At 57.1% G+C, this 15,999-nt stretch carries 13 protein-coding genes; 7 read left to right on the forward strand and 6 right to left on the reverse strand.

Features of this window, described 5'->3' with window-relative positions; all coding sequences use genetic code 11:
• Positions 1-303: 303 nt before the first annotated feature.
• The 3 genes from BFQ04_RS26650 (at position 304) to BFQ04_RS26660 (ending at position 4,276) form a co-directional block, all read left to right on the forward strand.
• Complete coding sequence (locus BFQ04_RS26650) at positions 304-810, forward strand: sigma-70 family RNA polymerase sigma factor (RefSeq protein WP_065953335.1); 507 nt, start codon at positions 304-306, stop codon at positions 808-810.
• Complete coding sequence (locus BFQ04_RS26655; protein WP_065953336.1) at positions 810-1,754, forward strand: FecR domain-containing protein; 945 nt, start codon at positions 810-812, stop codon at positions 1,752-1,754. The genes BFQ04_RS26650 and BFQ04_RS26655 overlap by 1 nt, the downstream gene beginning before the upstream one ends.
• 149 nt (positions 1,755-1,903) lie before the next feature.
• A complete protein-coding gene (locus BFQ04_RS26660; protein WP_371914548.1) occupies positions 1,904-4,276 on the forward strand; it encodes a TonB-dependent siderophore receptor in 2,373 nt (790 codons plus the stop codon).
• Positions 4,277-4,283: 7 nt separating this feature from the next.
• Here the strand turns inward: BFQ04_RS26660 and mnmE are convergent, their stop codons facing one another.
• From mnmE to rpmH, 5 genes are all read right to left on the reverse strand, one after another.
• Entirely contained in the window at positions 4,284-5,654 is a 1,371-nt protein-coding gene (mnmE, locus tag BFQ04_RS26665; RefSeq protein ID WP_065953338.1) for a tRNA uridine-5-carboxymethylaminomethyl(34) synthesis GTPase MnmE, read from the reverse strand.
• 79 nt (positions 5,655-5,733) lie between these two features.
• Positions 5,734-7,416 (reverse strand): membrane protein insertase YidC, encoded by a 1,683-nt coding sequence (gene yidC / locus BFQ04_RS26670; RefSeq protein WP_065894368.1) that lies wholly within the window; start codon positions 7,414-7,416, stop codon positions 5,734-5,736.
• A 2-nt stretch (positions 7,417-7,418) separates the two neighbouring features.
• Positions 7,419-7,664: a membrane protein insertion efficiency factor YidD gene (yidD, locus tag BFQ04_RS29045; protein WP_019816912.1), complete on the reverse strand. Its 246-nt coding sequence runs from the start codon at positions 7,662-7,664 to the stop codon at positions 7,419-7,421.
• A complete protein-coding gene (gene rnpA, locus BFQ04_RS29050) occupies positions 7,657-8,064 on the reverse strand; it encodes a ribonuclease P protein component (protein ID WP_020302575.1) in 408 nt (135 codons plus the stop codon). Before rnpA ends, yidD begins: the two co-directional genes overlap by 8 nt.
• Before the next feature lie 13 nt (positions 8,065-8,077).
• Positions 8,078-8,212, reverse strand: a complete 135-nt coding sequence (rpmH, locus tag BFQ04_RS29055; protein ID WP_003213577.1) for a 50S ribosomal protein L34 — start codon at positions 8,210-8,212, stop codon at positions 8,078-8,080.
• A 584-nt stretch (positions 8,213-8,796) separates the two neighbouring features.
• Here rpmH and dnaA point away from each other — a divergent pair.
• Genes dnaA through gyrB form a run of 4 tightly spaced genes read left to right on the forward strand, consistent with a single transcriptional unit; the run spans position 8,797 to position 14,990 of the window.
• On the forward strand, positions 8,797-10,302 hold the full coding sequence (gene dnaA, locus BFQ04_RS26680) for a chromosomal replication initiator protein DnaA (protein ID WP_065953339.1): 1,506 nt from the start codon (positions 8,797-8,799) through the stop codon (positions 10,300-10,302).
• A 38-nt stretch (positions 10,303-10,340) separates the two neighbouring features.
• Positions 10,341-11,444: a DNA polymerase III subunit beta gene (gene dnaN / locus BFQ04_RS26685; protein ID WP_065886702.1), complete on the forward strand. Its 1,104-nt coding sequence runs from the start codon at positions 10,341-10,343 to the stop codon at positions 11,442-11,444.
• A gap of 20 nt (positions 11,445-11,464) precedes the next feature.
• Positions 11,465-12,568: a DNA replication/repair protein RecF gene (gene recF / locus BFQ04_RS26690; protein WP_057725758.1), complete on the forward strand. Its 1,104-nt coding sequence runs from the start codon at positions 11,465-11,467 to the stop codon at positions 12,566-12,568.
• Between the two features lie 4 nt (positions 12,569-12,572).
• On the forward strand, positions 12,573-14,990 hold the full coding sequence (gene gyrB, locus BFQ04_RS26695; RefSeq protein ID WP_065886704.1) for a DNA topoisomerase (ATP-hydrolyzing) subunit B: 2,418 nt from the start codon (positions 12,573-12,575) through the stop codon (positions 14,988-14,990).
• Between the two features lie 103 nt (positions 14,991-15,093).
• Here the strand turns inward: gyrB and BFQ04_RS26700 are convergent, their stop codons facing one another.
• Positions 15,094-15,816, reverse strand: a complete 723-nt coding sequence (locus BFQ04_RS26700) for a response regulator transcription factor (protein WP_065953340.1) — start codon at positions 15,814-15,816, stop codon at positions 15,094-15,096.
• Between the last annotated feature and the right edge of the window lie 183 nt (positions 15,817-15,999).

The raw sequence follows: 15,999 nt of genomic DNA on the forward strand, positions 1-15,999 counted from the left end.
ATCTACGTCGTGTACAGGGATTCAAAAGTCTGTGGTCATGTGCCAATGAGGGGCTTGGATAAGTGCTTTAAGCCTGTGGATTAAACAGGTGGTTATCCACAGACCGGTTTTTACTCAGGTTTCAAGCGTGGTTATCAACCGGGCACAAGGGCGGTTATTCACAGGGCTTAATCCACAGAAAAGGCTGATTCAATATCGGCCAGCCCATGGATTCAGCGCAGATTCGAGGTCAAGACGGCTATTGTGGGAAGACACGAGGGCAGTTAATAATAGCGATTATCATTAACCTACCTCGTCGCGCCTATGTCCCCTCCTTCACACACGACAGCTGTGCAGCGCATCTATGAGCAACACCATTCGTGGTTGCACGGGTGGCTCAAAGGCAAATTGCATAACGCCTGCGATGCGGCCGATGTGGCCCACGATACGTTCGTGCGTATCCTGGGTGGACGCGACGCCGTGCAGATCCTCGAGCCACGGGATTATCTGGCGACCATTGCAAGGGGCCTGGTGATTGATCGCTATCGCCGGCACGCCATTGAGCAGGCTTATAAGCAAAGCTTGGCCGAGCGTCCCGAAGCCACCGCCATCAGTGAAGAAGACAAGGCAATCATTATCGAAACCCTGGTGGCTGTGGATAAAGCACTGTGCAGCTTGGGCGAGCGTGCTCGACGGATTTTCATGCTGTCGCAGATCGAGGGTCTGACTTATCAACAGATCGCCGATCAACTGCGCGTGTCATTGACCACAGTGAAGAAGCACATGGTCCGCGCGTTGACCGAGTGTTCGCTGATCATGGCCAGCCTCTAATGCCCGCCCCTGATCGCAAGACATTCGAGGCGGCCGCCAGTTGGTATGTGCAGTTCCAGGCGCAATCTCCGACGCCGGCCGATCGACTGGCCTGGCAACAATGGCTCAATGGCGACCCTTCCCATCAGGCGGCGTGGAACCAGTTGGAGCAATTGCAGCGCAGCCTCGGCGCCCTGCCCCAGGACTTCACACGCCGCGCATTGACCAGCACGCAGAAACGCCGCCAGGTGCTCAAGTGGATGCTGGTACTGGGCGGCAGCGGGTATCTGGGCTGGAATGTTCAACAACACACGTCCGTGGGTAACGTATGGGCCGACTACCGCACGCCTGTGGGTAAACATCGAAGGATCGAACTGGCCGACGGCACTCAGGTTGATCTCAACACCAGCACAGCCATTGATGTGATGTTCGACTCGCGCCAACGCTTGATTCGCCTGCGTGAAGGTGAAGTACTTATCCACAGTGGCAAACGTGGCGCCAACACGCCCTTGTATGTGGAGACTCGCCACGGTCGGGTTCAGGCACTGGGTACTCGGTTTACTGTTCGCCAATTGCCGGATTTCACCCGGGTCGGTGTGCTGGAAGATCGGGTCAATTTGTCCCCAGGCGATCAACCCGACCACAACAAGACCCTCGGAGCTGGGGAAAGCGCTGATTTTGATCGACACACGATTAGCCTCACCCAGCGATATGGCGTGGCGCAAGCCGCCTGGGCGGACGGTCAGTTGATCGTGCTCGATGCCAGACTCGGCGATGTCATCGATGAGTTGGCGCGCTATCGACCGGGCATGCTGCACTGTGACCAGGCTTCGGCTCGACTGCGCGTTTCCGGCGCGTTCCGTCTGGACTCGACCGACGCGGTACTGGCCAACCTGCAAGCGACCCTGCCGATCCAGGTGAAGTACTTCACGCGCTACTGGGTGTCGGTCAGCCGAATCGGTTGATGAAAAAAATAACCTCAGGGGGTTATCTTTTTTTTATCACGCACGGCCCTTCAGGTAATCACGACGCTACCCTCAGGGCTTACCCATCTATGCGCCTTTCCATCCAGCTACGTCAGCGACTCTCCTGCCATGCCATCACCTACGGCCTGATGCTTGCCAGCATGGGCGGTACCTTGTTATCCACAGGGGTCATGGCCGCCAGCACCACCCAGCACTACGTTATCGCAGCCGGTCCTCTGGACAGTGCCTTGAGCCAGTTTGCCGCCAGGGCCAATGTGATCCTGTCCTTCTCGCCACAACAGACTTCACGGCTGACCACCTCCGGACTCAATGGTGATTATTCGGTGGATCAAGGTTTCGCCCTGCTGCTGCAGAATTCCGGGTTGCAAGCCGTCGTCCAGGCCCCCGGCAGCTATGGATTGCAAGCAGTCCCTACGGGCCAGCTCACGCTTGCACCCACCACCGTCAGTGCTTATCAACCGGATGGCTTCAATCAGGACATAGCAGGGGATGTGGGCTACAAGGCGCAGAATAGCCGGGTCGGCACCAAAACCAGTACGCCTCTGTCGCAGACACCCCGTTCGGTATCGGTGGTGACCGGGCAACGTATCAAGGATCAGAAATCGCAGACACTGACCGAAGTGCTGGGGTACGTCCCCGGCATCTTCGCGCCGCCTTTTGCCGCGGGCGACGGGCTGGCGGGCGATCTATTCTTTATTCGAGGCTTCAACGCCACGGACTACGGTTACGGCCTGCTGAGAGATGGACTGCGTGTGCAAGGCAATCGTTACGACACCACCAGCGAGCCGTATGGCCTGGAGCGGGTCGAAGTGTTTCGCGGTCCTTCTTCACTGCTCTACGGTGAAAATGCCCCGGGCGGCTTGGTCAACCTGGTGAGCAAACATCCGACCGCCAACCCGCGAGGCGAGGTGCAATTGGGCTATGGCTCGAACAACCGGCGCCAGCTGGGTGTGGATATCTCCGGCCCGCTCAATGACAGCGAGAATATTCTCGGCCGCTTAGTGATGCGGGGCCGCAAATCCGACACCCAGACCGACCATGTCCCGGATGATCGTGTTTACATCGCCCCTTCCCTGACCCTGAATTTCGACGACTACAACACCCTGACCCTCTTGGCCAACTACCAGAAGGATCACACCAACCTGGAACTCGGCCTGCCAGCTGCAGGCACTTTGCTTACTAATCCCAACGGTAAACTGTCCAAGCACACCATGCTCGGCGATCCGGATTGGAATACCTTTGAGCGCGAAGCCTGGAGCACCGGTTACGAGTTCAGCCACAGCTTCAACGACGACTGGCAGTTCCGCCAGAATTCCCGGTACATGCAGTCACGCATCAACCGCCATGAAACCTGGCCGAGCGCACTGAATAATCGGGGCTTCGGTACTCAGCTGAACATGACCGCCTACGACCGCTACAACAAATCCATGGTCTATTCCCTGGATAACCAGCTCGAGGGCAAATTCGATATCGGCGCACTGGAAAACACCGTGTTGTTCGGCGCCAGTTATGACCGCACGTCGTTCAACCAGGATTGGGACGCCGGTTTCGCCGGTACCATCAATGTGTATAACCCGGTGTACCTGCGCGATCCGCTCACGCCGATCGCGGTGCAGAACACCTTGCTCGAACAGCAGATGAAAGGCGCATACGCCCAGATCCAGAGCAAGTATGACCACTGGCTGTTCCTGCTCGGGGGCCGGCAGGACTGGGTCGACAGCGATTTTCGCGACAAGGTCAACAAGGCCAGCAACACCGGCAGTCAAGACCGCAAGTTCACCTATCAAGGTGGCGTGATGTACCAGTTCGATAACGGCCTCACGCCGTATGTCAGCTATTCCACGGCATTCGTTCCGGTTCAGCAGATTTCCAATGCTGGCTCCCCGTTGAAACCCATCACCAGCAGCCAATATGAAGCGGGTGTGAAGTACGAGCCGAGCGGCTGGGACACGGCGATGACGCTGTCGGTGTATGACTTGCGCAAACAGGACGACACTTACCTGGATGCCACCACCAACAGCTATAGGCAGGTGGGTGAGAGCCGCGCCAAGGGCGTGGAAGTTGAAGTCAACAGCAACCTTACGCCCAACCTGAATGTGACGGCGGCCTATACCTACACTGACGCGCGGATTACCAAGGATTCCGCCACTTCCCTGGTTGAAGGACGCCAGATGACCGGTGTTCCTCGCAATCAGGCTTCGGTATGGAGCAAATACCGCTTCCTGGAGGGTCAACTCAAGGGCCTGTCTGTGGGGGGAGGCGTGCGCTATTTCGACAGCACCTTTTCCTATACGGCGCCTACGCTGTACGGGAAGTTGGATGCAGGCAGTGTCACGTTGGTGGATGCCGTGGTGGGGTATCAGATCGACCCGCACTGGTCAGTGGATCTGAACGCCAAGAACCTGTTCGACAAGGAGTATGTGTCTGGTTGCAACGATGCGGGGCGCTGCTATTGGGGTGACAGCCGCACCCTGTTGGGCACGGTGTCCTACAACTGGTAAAACCTGGCTATTTGCCGATACAAAAGCTGGAAAAGATTCGGCCGAGCAGGTCATCCGAGCTGAATGCGCCGGTAATCTCACCTAACAGCTGCTGCGCCTGACGCAAATCCTCAGCCAGCAGCTCCCCGGCGCCCGCCAGGGTGAGCTGTGCCCGCCCGTGCTCCAACGCCGCGCTGGCATGGCGAAGCGCCTCCAGATGCCTGCGGCGTGCACTGAAGCTGCTTTCCGAGGTCTGCTCGTAGCCCATGCAGGCCTTGAGATGGTCACGTAGCAACTCCAGGCCCTCACCTGCCGATTTGGCACTCAGGCTGATAGTCACATGGCCATCCTCGCTGGTTTCCATCGCAATGGCTTCACCGGTCAGGTCGGCCTTGTTACGGATCAGGGTCACTTTGGCCGGGTCTGGCCGCTGCTCGAGGAATTCCGGCCACAACGCAAAAGGATCCACCGCCTCGGGGGCGGTGGCGTCCACCACCAACAACACACGATCGGCTTCGCCGATGGCTTTGAGCGCGCGTTCTACGCCAATCTTCTCCACCTGGTCGTCGGTGTCGCGCAACCCTGCCGTATCGACCACGTGCAACGGCATGCCATCGATGTGGATATGTTCGCGCAGGATGTCGCGGGTGGTACCGGCAATTTCGGTAACGATGGCCGCTTCGCGCCCCGCCAATGCATTAAGCAGGCTGGACTTGCCGGCATTGGGTCGCCCCGCGATCACCACGGTCATGCCGTCACGCAGCAACGCACCCTGCCCGGCTTCGCGCAACACTGTGGATAACTCATCGCGGACCTTGTCCAGCATCGCGAGGACATGGCCATCAGCCAGGAAATCAATTTCCTCTTCTGGAAAATCAATGGCCGCCTCGACATAGATACGCAGGCTGATCAACTGCTCGGTCAAGTTATGCACACGCAGGGAAAACGCCCCCTGCAACGAACGCAATGCGTTACGTGCAGCTTGTGCAGAACTGGCCTCGATCAGGTCGGCAATGGCTTCGGCCTGGGCCAGGTCGAGTTTGTCGTTGAGGAATGCGCGCTCGCTGAACTCACCCGGACGGGCCAGGCGGCAGCCCAATTGCAGGCAACGCTGCAGCAACATGTCCAGGACAACCGGACCACCATGGCCCTGCAGTTCCAGTACATCTTCACCCGTGAAGGAGTTTGGTCCCGGAAAGTAAAGAGCCAAGCCTTCGTCCAGCACACTTTCGTCCGCATCCAGAAACGGGCCGTAATGGGCGAACCGCGGCTTCAACTCCCGTCCACTGATCGCCTTGGCGGCCGCGCCGGCGAGCGGGCCGGAAATTCGAACGATACCGACGCCGCCGCGACCTTGAGCGGTCGCGACAGCAGCGATGGTTTCACGGGGAGCGCTCATCAGCAGGTTCCAGAATTAAAGTGTCGGAAAGCAAAACGCCCCACTAGGGGGCGTCTTGAGTGGTTATCCACAGAGTAAATTACGCCTCGGCTTTTTTGGTAGCCGCTTCGATTTTACGTGTGATGTACCACTGTTGGGAGATCGACAACACGTTGTTGACTACCCAGTACAGTACCAGGCCCGCTGGGAACCACAGGAAGAAGAAGGTGAAGATGATTGGCATCATTTTCATTACCTTGGCCTGCATCGGGTCCGGCGGCGTCGGGTTCAGACGCTGCTGGATAAACATGGTTGCGCCCATGATGATCGGCAGGATAAAGAACGGGTCCTTGATCGACAGGTCGGTTATCCACAGCATGAACGGTGCCTGGCGCATTTCCACGCTTTCCAGGAGTACCCAGTAAAGCGACAGGAATACCGGCATCTGTACCAGAATCGGCAAGCATCCACCCAGCGGGTTGATCTTCTCTTTCTTGTACAGCTCCATCATGGCCTGCGACATTTTCTGCCGGTCGTCACCATGTTGCTCTTTCAGCGCAGCCAGTTTCGGCGCCACGGCACGCATGCGCGCCATCGACTTGTAGCTGGCGGCCGACAGCGGGAAGAAGATCCCCTTGATCAGCATGGTCAGGAAGATGATCGACCAGCCCCAGTTACCGACGATGCTGTGGATATGTTGCAGCAGCCAGAAGATCGGCTGGGCAATGAACCACAGGAAGCCGTAATCCACAGTCAGTTCCAGGCCTGGGGACAACTCTTTCAGTACCGCCTGGCTTTTCGGGCCGGCATACAGGGTAGCGCTGGTTTCTGCCTTGGCGCCTGGTGCGACGGTCAATGCCGGGCCAGTAAAACCAATGATGTAGTTGCCCTGGCTGTCCTTGCGGGTTTGAACCAGGTTCGCTTCACCCTTGTTCGGGATCCACGCGGTCACGAAGTAGTGCTGCAGCCACGCTACCCAGCCACCTTGAACGGTTTCTTTCAGCGCGCCCTTGTCGATATCTTTCATCGATACTTTTTTGTAGGGCTCGTTACTTGTCCACAGGGCGGCGCCCAGGTAAGTCGCGGTGCCGGTGGCGGTGCTGGAAGAAGGGTCGGAGCTGGCGTCACGCTTGAGCTGGGCAAACAGGTTGCCGCTCCAGGCTTTGTCACTGGTGTTGTCGATCAGGTACGTGACCTTCAAATCGTACAAACCACGCGTGAAGCTGAAACGCTTGATGTAATTGACGCCGTCGAGGCTGAATTTCAGGTCGACGTTCAACTGGTTCTGGCCATCAGCCAGTTGATAGCTCTTCTGCTCGGTCGAATAAATCGGACGACCGGTAGCTCGCGCATCCGGACCATTGGTGCCGGTCAGGCCGCTTTGCGCCAGATAGGTGCGTTCACCGCCGTTATCGAACAGCTGGAACGGAACATCCGGGTGGTCTTGGCGACGTGGATAAAGCGGCAGCTTCAGCTGTGCGATATCACCGCCCTGCGGGTCGATCGCCAGGTCGAGCACATCCGTTTTAACGTGGATGAGGTCTTTGTTGGTGACCACTGGCGTTTCTAACGGGGCACTTGTCTCGCCATTCGCGCTGGGAACATCGGCACTCGCGGACGCATTGTTACCCAGCGGGGTGTCCGGGATAGCCGGCGCAGCCTGATTGGTAGCAACATTCTGAGTCGGCAGGGCAGCCTGACCATAATCCTGGTTCCATTTAAGGACCATGACATAGGACACGATTGCCAGGGCGACGATCAGGATTGTGCGTTTAATATCCATGATTACTCGGCCATCGAAGAAGAACGGGAGGTAGGGATAGGTGGAACCGGGTCATAACCACCGGGATTCCACGGATGACAGCGACCTAAACGACGAAAGGTCAGCCAGCCACCGCGCAGAAGACCATGATTTTCTATGGCCTCTAACGCGTAGCAGGAACAACTGGGGTAGAAACGACAGTGGCTGGCCATCAGAGGACTAATGGCATAGCGATAAAACTGGATCGGAACGATTGCCAGTTTACGCATCAAGGCTGTCTACCCCTACAGTTTCGGTGCTGACTGCTGGTGCTGGTTTGTGGGTACGCGCCAGACGTTTCCAGAGCTTGCCGAAATGCTGAATCAATTCGGGGTTTTCTACATCCCCCAAGCCTTTGCGCGCGACGATAACAATATCCCAACCAACCAGAGTGTCCTGGTGGAGGCGAAACGATTCGCGCATCAGACGCTTGAGGCGATTGCGCTCAACGGAGAGCTTTACGCTCTTCTTGCCGATCACCAACCCGAGACGGGGGTGATCAAGATCGTTGTTACGCGCAAGGAGCAGGAGATTTTTCCCCGGAACCTTGCCGGTGGGGGAGTCAAAGACTGCCTTGAAGTGCCGGGGGGTTAGCAGACGCTTTTCCCGACTGAAGTCCTGACTCACCACCAGTACCGGATTATCAAACTGCCAGACGCGCACGACCTTTGGCGCGGCGACGCGACAGGACAGCACGGCCGTTCTTGGTAGCCATGCGAGCACGGAAGCCGTGAGTACGGGCGCGTTTGATGGTGCTTGGTTGGAAAGTACGTTTCATGGCGTTGTTACCTGGTTCGTCCACAACGGGCCGGAATGGCCCCCGTTTTAAGAGACCGGCGATTCTAGAGAAAGCAAGCCTCTAGGTCAATTTCCAACCAGCTTTTCCTTCAATTAGATATCTGGAGGCCACCTCCCCCTTTCCATCCGCCTGGCTTCCACGAGGAGTGACTAGATATAAAAATAAAGAAGGAAGTTATTTAAAGCTTTTCTGTAAAGCTTATAAAAGCTAGAGAGGCGTTCTTCTGTGGATAACTACCTTGAGGCCATATTCAACGTGGTGTACAGAGAATGACAACACAGGGGAGAAACGGTGCTCTGCCTGTGCTGCACTGTCGGATAAGCTGTGGGTGGAATGGGTTGTTATCCACAGGCCAGTTACCCACAGACTTTTGCCCCTACTTGTGCAACGGGCTCAGGTACGGTTATCCACAGAGCTTATTCACAGACCGCCGGTCGCCTTTATTCCCGTTAAGGCGTTGATTTTGGGTGCCCTGTGAGCAACCTTCATGTGGATAAGTGGACGGCTGGCCGCTACAATGGCGGCTGTTTTTGCCTCACCGGCTTTCAACTTAGGGGATATCCGTGTCAGTGGAACTTTGGCAGCAGTGCGTGGAGCTTTTGCGCGATGAGCTGCCTGCCCAGCAATTCAACACCTGGATCCGTCCGCTACAGGTCGAAGCCGAAGGCGACGAGTTGCGTGTCTACGCGCCCAATCGTTTTGTTCTCGACTGGGTCAACGAGAAGTACCTGAGCCGCGTTCTCGAATTGCTCGACGAACATGGCAACGGCATCGCGCCCGTGCTTTCCTTATTAATAGGCAGCAAACGCAGCTCCGCACCTCGTGCTGCCCCGAATGCGCCATTGGCTGCGGCTGCATCGCAGTCCCAGGCGGCACCGGTAGCTGCAGCGCCTGCACCGGCGCCCGCCAAATCATCTACGCCTAAACATGCACCAGAGAACGAAGAGCCGTCCCGTGACAGCTTCGATCCCATGGCTGGAGCCAGCTCTCAACAAGCTCCCGTTCGTGCCGAACAGCGCACGGTGCAGGTCGAGGGCGCGCTCAAGCACACCAGCTACCTGAACCGCACCTTTACCTTCGAGAATTTTGTCGAGGGCAAGTCCAACCAGTTGGCCCGTGCGGCCGCCTGGCAAGTGGCCGACAACCCGAAGCACGGTTACAACCCGCTCTTCCTTTATGGCGGTGTCGGCTTGGGTAAAACCCACTTGATGCACGCTGTGGGTAACCACCTGTTAAAGAAGAACCCGAATGCCAAGGTGGTCTACCTGCACTCGGAGCGCTTCGTGGCTGACATGGTCAAGGCTCTGCAACTCAACGCCATCAACGAGTTCAAGCGTTTTTATCGCTCCGTTGATGCATTGCTGATCGACGACATTCAATTCTTCGCGCGCAAGGAACGTTCCCAGGAAGAGTTCTTCCACACGTTCAACGCCCTGCTCGAAGGTGGACAGCAGGTCATCCTCACCAGTGACCGTTATCCAAAAGAAATCGAAGGCCTTGAAGAGCGCTTGAAGTCGCGCTTCGGCTGGGGGCTGACGGTTGCCGTAGAGCCGCCCGAGTTGGAAACACGCGTCGCGATCCTGATGAAAAAGGCCGACCAGGCCAAAGTCGACCTGCCCCACGACGCTGCGTTCTTTATCGCCCAACGCATTCGTTCCAACGTGCGTGAACTTGAAGGTGCGCTCAAGCGGGTCATTGCGCACTCTCACTTCATGGGGCGCGACATCACCATCGAGCTGATTCGCGAATCCTTGAAAGACTTGCTGGCGCTGCAGGACAAACTGGTGAGTGTGGATAACATCCAGCGCACCGTTGCCGAGTACTACAAGATCAAGATTTCCGACCTGCTGTCCAAGCGCCGTTCGCGCTCGGTAGCACGCCCGCGCCAGGTGGCCATGGCCCTCTCCAAAGAGTTGACCAACCATAGCCTGCCGGAAATCGGTGATGTGTTTGGTGGTCGCGACCACACCACGGTTTTGCACGCGTGTCGCAAGATCAACGAACTTAAGGAATCCGACGCGGATATTCGCGAGGACTACAAGAACCTGCTGCGTACACTGACTACCTGATGACACCAGCGCAGCTTATTAAGGCAAGGGACTAGACCATGCATTTCACCATTCAACGCGAAGCCCTGTTGAAACCCCTGCAACTGGTCGCAGGCGTCGTCGAGCGCCGACAGACCTTGCCGGTGCTTTCCAACGTATTACTGGTGGTCGAAGGCCAACAGTTGTCCCTGACCGGTACCGACCTGGAAGTCGAACTGGTTGGCCGCGTGCAGCTCGAAGAGCCCGCCGAACCTGGCGAGATCACCGTGCCTGCACGCAAGCTGATGGATATCTGCAAGAGCCTGCCAAACGACGCGCTGATCGACATCAAGGTTGATGAATCGAAACTGGTTGTCAAAGCCGGGCGCAGCCGTTTCACCCTCTCCACGTTACCGGCCAACGATTTCCCGACTGTGGAAGAAGGTCCAGGTTCGCTGACCTGCAGCCTGGAGCAGAGCAAACTGCGTCGGTTGATCGAGCGCACCAGTTTCGCCATGGCCCAGCAGGACGTGCGCTATTACCTTAATGGCATGCTGCTGGAAGTGTCCGAAGGGATCATTCGTGCGGTCGCCACTGACGGTCACCGCTTGGCGATGTGTTCGATGCGCGCCGATATCGGCCAGCCGGATCGTCACCAGGTCATCGTGCCGCGTAAAGGTATCCTCGAGTTGGCGCGTTTGCTGACTGAGCCGGATGGCAACGTCAGCATCGTTCTGGGTCAGCACCACATCCGCGCGACGACCGGCGAATTCACCTTTACCTCCAAGTTGGTCGACGGCAAGTTCCCCGACTACGAGCGGGTGCTGCCTAAAGGCGGTGACAAGCTGGTACTCGGCGATCGCCAGGCCCTGCGTGAAGCGTTCAGCCGTACCGCCATTCTCTCCAACGAGAAGTATCGGGGCATTCGTCTGCAACTGGCTAATGGTCAGCTGAAGATCCAGGCGAACAACCCGGAACAGGAAGAGGCGGAAGAAGAAGTGGGCGTCGACTACAACGGCGGCAACCTGGAGATCGGCTTTAACGTGAGCTATCTGCTGGACGTGCTGGGGGTGATGACCACCGAACAGGTTCGCCTGATTCTGTCGGACTCCAACAGCAGCGCGCTGGTACAAGAATCCGATAACGACGACTCGGCTTATGTTGTTATGCCGATGCGTCTGTAATCATGCTCAGCAGAAGATAGATGTCCCTCAGTCGCGTCTCTGTCACCGCGGTGCGCAATCTGCACCCGGTGACCTTCTCCCCTTCCCCTCGCATCAACATTCTTCATGGCGCCAATGGCAGTGGCAAAACCAGCGTGCTGGAAGCTATCCACTTGCTGGGGCTCGCCCGTTCCTTCCGCAGTGCCCGCCTGTTACCGGTGATTCAGTACGAGCAACTGGCGTGCACGGTATTTGGCCAAGTTGAATTGGCCGAAGGTGGACACAGCGCCCTTGGGATATCCCGTGATCGCAGCGGGGAGTTTCAGATTCGCATTGATGGGCAAAATGCGCGCAGTGCTGCGCAGTTGGCGGAAATCCTGCCGTTGCAGTTGATCAACCCCGACAGCTTCCGCTTGCTGGAAGGTGCACCAAAAATCCGCAGGCAATTCCTCGATTGGGGCGTGTTCCACGTGGAACCAAGGTTCATGGCCACCTGGCAGCGCCTGCAGAAGGCCCTGCGGCAGCGGAACTCGTGGCTGCGGCATGGTACACTTGACGCCGCTTCACAAGCGGCCTGGGACCGGGAACTCTGCCTGGCCAGCGACGAAATAGATGAATACCGCCGTGCCTATATCAAAGCCTTGAAACCAGTCTTTGAGCAGACCTTGAGCGAGCTGTTGGACCTCGAGGGGCTGACGCTGAGTTATTACCGTGGTTGGGACAAGGAGCGCGAGCTGAGTGCAGTGCTTGCGACCTCCCTGCAGCGTGACCAGCAGATTGGCCACACCCAGGCCGGCCCCCAACGCGCTGATTTGCGCCTTAGATTAGGCGCTCACAATGCTGCGGATATTCTGTCCCGCGGTCAGCAGAAGTTGGTGGTGTGTGCATTGCGTATCGCGCAGGGGCACCTGGTCAGCCAGGCCCGACGCGGTCAGTGTATTTATCTGGTGGATGACTTGCCGTCCGAACTCGACGAGCAGCACCGCCGCGCGTTATGCCGCTTATTGGAAGACTTACGCTGCCAAGTGTTTATCACCTGTGTAGACCACGAATTATTGAGGGAAGGCTGGCAGACGGAAACGCCAGTCGCTTTGTTCCACGTGGAACAAGGCCGTATCACCCAGACCCACGACCATCGGGAGTGAAGGCATGAGCGAAGAAAACACGTACGACTCGACCAGCATTAAAGTGCTGAAAGGTTTGGATGCCGTACGCAAACGTCCCGGTATGTACATTGGCGACACCGATGATGGTAGCGGTCTGCACCACATGGTGTTCGAGGTGGTCGATAACTCCATCGACGAAGCTCTGGCCGGTCACTGCGACGACATCAGCATCATCATCCATCCGGACGAATCCATTACCGTGCGCGACAACGGCCGCGGTATTCCGGTAGATGTGCATAAAGAAGAAGGCGTCTCGGCGGCTGAGGTCATCATGACCGTGCTCCACGCCGGCGGTAAGTTCGACGACAACTCTTACAAAGTATCCGGTGGCTTGCACGGTGTAGGTGTATCGGTAGTGAACGCGCTGTCCGAAGAGCTGGTACTCACCGTACGCCGCAGCGGCAAGATCTGGGAACAGACTTACGTTCACGGTGTGCCACAGGAACCGATGAAAATCGTAGGTGACAGTGAAACCACCGGCACCCAGATCCACTTCAAGCCTTCGGCTGAAACCTTCAAGAACATCCACTTCAGCTGGGACATCCTGGCCAAGCGGATTCGCGAGCTGTCGTTCCTCAACTCCGGTGTCGGCATCATCCTCAAGGATGAGCGCAGCGCCAAGGAAGAGTTGTTCAAGTACGAAGGCGGCTTGCGTGCGTTCGTTGAATACTTGAACACCAACAAGACTGCGGTCAATCAGGTGTTCCACTTCAACATCCAGCGTGAAGACGGCATCGGCGTTGAAATCGCCCTGCAGTGGAACGACAGCTTCAACGAGAACCTGTTGTGCTTCACCAACAACATTCCGCAGCGCGATGGCGGTACTCACCTGGTGGGTTTCCGTTCCGCGCTCACGCGTAACCTCAATACCTACATCGAAGCGGAAGGATTGGCGAAGAAGCACAAAGTCGCCACCACCGGTGATGATGCCCGTGAAGGCCTGACTGCGATCATCTCGGTAAAAGTGCCGGATCCGAAGTTCAGCTCCCAGACCAAAGACAAGCTGGTGTCTTCCGAAGTGAAGACCGCTGTGGAACAGGAGATGGGCAAGTACTTCTCCGACTTCCTGCTGGAGAACCCGAACGAAGCCAAGCTGGTTGTCGGCAAGATGATCGACGCCGCACGTGCCCGTGAAGCGGCACGTAAAGCGCGTGAAATGACCCGTCGCAAAGGCGCGCTAGACATCGCCGGTCTGCCGGGCAAGTTGGCTGACTGCCAGGAGAAGGACCCTGCCCTCTCCGAACTGTACCTGGTGGAAGGTGACTCTGCTGGCGGTTCCGCCAAGCAGGGTCGTAACCGTCGCACCCAGGCCATCCTGCCGTTGAAGGGCAAGATCCTCAACGTCGAGAAAGCGCGCTTCGACAAGATGATTTCCTCCCAGGAAGTCGGCACCTTGATCACGGCACTGGGCTGCGGCATTGGCCGTGACGAGTACAACATCGACAAGCTGCGCTACCACAACATCATCATCATGACCGATGCTGACGTCGACGGTTCGCACATCCGTACCCTGCTGCTGACCTTCTTCTTCCGTCAGTTGCCTGAACTGATCGAGCGCGGCTACATCTACATTGCCCAGCCGCCGTTGTACAAAGTGAAAAAGGGCAAGCAAGAGCAATACATCAAAGACGACGACGCCATGGAAGAGTACATGACGCAGTCGGCCCTGGAAGATGCCAGCCTGCACTTGAACGACGAAGCCCCAGGTATCTCCGGGGAGTCGCTGGAGCGCCTGGTTAATGACTTCCGCATGGTGATGAAGACGCTCAAGCGCTTGTCGCGCCTGTACCCTCAGGAGCTGACCGAGCACTTCATCTACCTGCCGGCCATCACCCTGGAACAGCTGGGCGATCATGCGCACATGCAGGATTGGCTGGCCCAGTACGAAGTGCGTCTGCGCACGGTAGAGAAGTCTGGCCTGGTGTATAAAGCCAGCCTGCGCGAAGACCGTGAACGTAACGTATGGCTGCCAGAGATCGAATTGATCTCCCACGGTTTGTCGAACTACGTAACCTTCAACCGCGACTTCTTCGGTAGCAATGACTATAAGACGGTCGTCACCCTCGGCGCGCAGTTGAGCACCCTGTTGGACGACGGCGCTTACATTCAGCGTGGCGAACGCAAGAAGCAGGTCAAGGAGTTCAAGGAAGCCCTGGACTGGTTGATGGCTGAAAGCACCAAGCGTCACACCATCCAGCGATACAAAGGTCTGGGCGAAATGAACCCGGATCAGTTGTGGGAAACCACCATGGACCCGGCTCAGCGTCGTATGCTGCGCGTGACCATCGAAGACGCCATTGGCGCAGACCAGATCTTCAACACCCTGATGGGTGATGCGGTCGAGCCTCGTCGTGACTTCATCGAGAGCAATGCCCTGGCGGTTTCCAACCTGGATTTCTGATCCGGTAGCCGGCAAAAACAAAAAAGGCCAACGCTAAGCGTTGGCCTTTTTTGTGGGCGTTTGGTCAGCGCGGAAAAATGCTCCACGTGGAACATCGCACTTTTCAGTGTTCAGCCGCTGTTGCCACACTCTCCAATCGATACCCGTACCCATAAATAGTCAGCAGTTGCCAGCCGCGGTCGGCCGTCAATCCGAGTTTATTGCGCAGACGGTAGATATGCGTATCCAACGGCCGAGACGAAACCATTTCTTCGTGGGTCCAGAATCGCTCATACAAATACTCGCGAGAAAGCGGCCGCGCCAGGTTGGCAAACAGGCAACTGGCCAAGCGGTATTCCCGTTCGGTGAGGTTGATTGGTTTTCCGGCTCGCGTGACGGTCAGCTCGGCATCATCGAATGTCAGATCATTGAAGCTTTGCAGTTCATTACTGGCGGACTTATGCAGCCCGTGCCGACGCAGGACGGCGGTCACGCGTGCCTTGAGTTCGTTAGGCCGAAAGGGTTTGCCGACGTAGTCATCCGCCCCGCTGTTGAGCGCTGTGACGATATCGCTCTCAGCATCGCGGCTGGTAAGCATGATGACGGCGGGCGGTGACTCCATGTGCTCGCGAGTCCAGCGCAACAACGCAATTCCGCTGATATCAGGCAGTTGCCAGTCAAGTATCAACAGGTCAAAGGTTTCACGGCGCAGTTGGCGCAGCAGGTCTTCACCGCGTTCAAAGCAATGCAGGGACCAGGGCTGTTCCAATGTGCTGGGAATCTGTCGCAGTGTCTGTTCTACCCGTCTCAATTCGGCGGGCTCGTCGTCCAGTATCGCGACACGCATGAGTGGGTCCTTCCTGCAAAAAATACGGCAGCTTAATCAGAGGCAACGTGTGCGGATACTCGCCTCTGAATCTGAATAATTATGGTCGGATAAACCGAATCTCGAATCTCTCGTTACGCTGGCATTGAAGCGCGGTAGCCCATCGAAAGTCTTCGGTACGCAAGGGGAAAGATACCGGCTCCT

This window comes from Pseudomonas sp. 37 R 15 (assembly GCF_900004865.1).
GTDB lineage: Bacteria > Pseudomonadota > Gammaproteobacteria > Pseudomonadales > Pseudomonadaceae > Aquipseudomonas > Aquipseudomonas fluorescens_AM.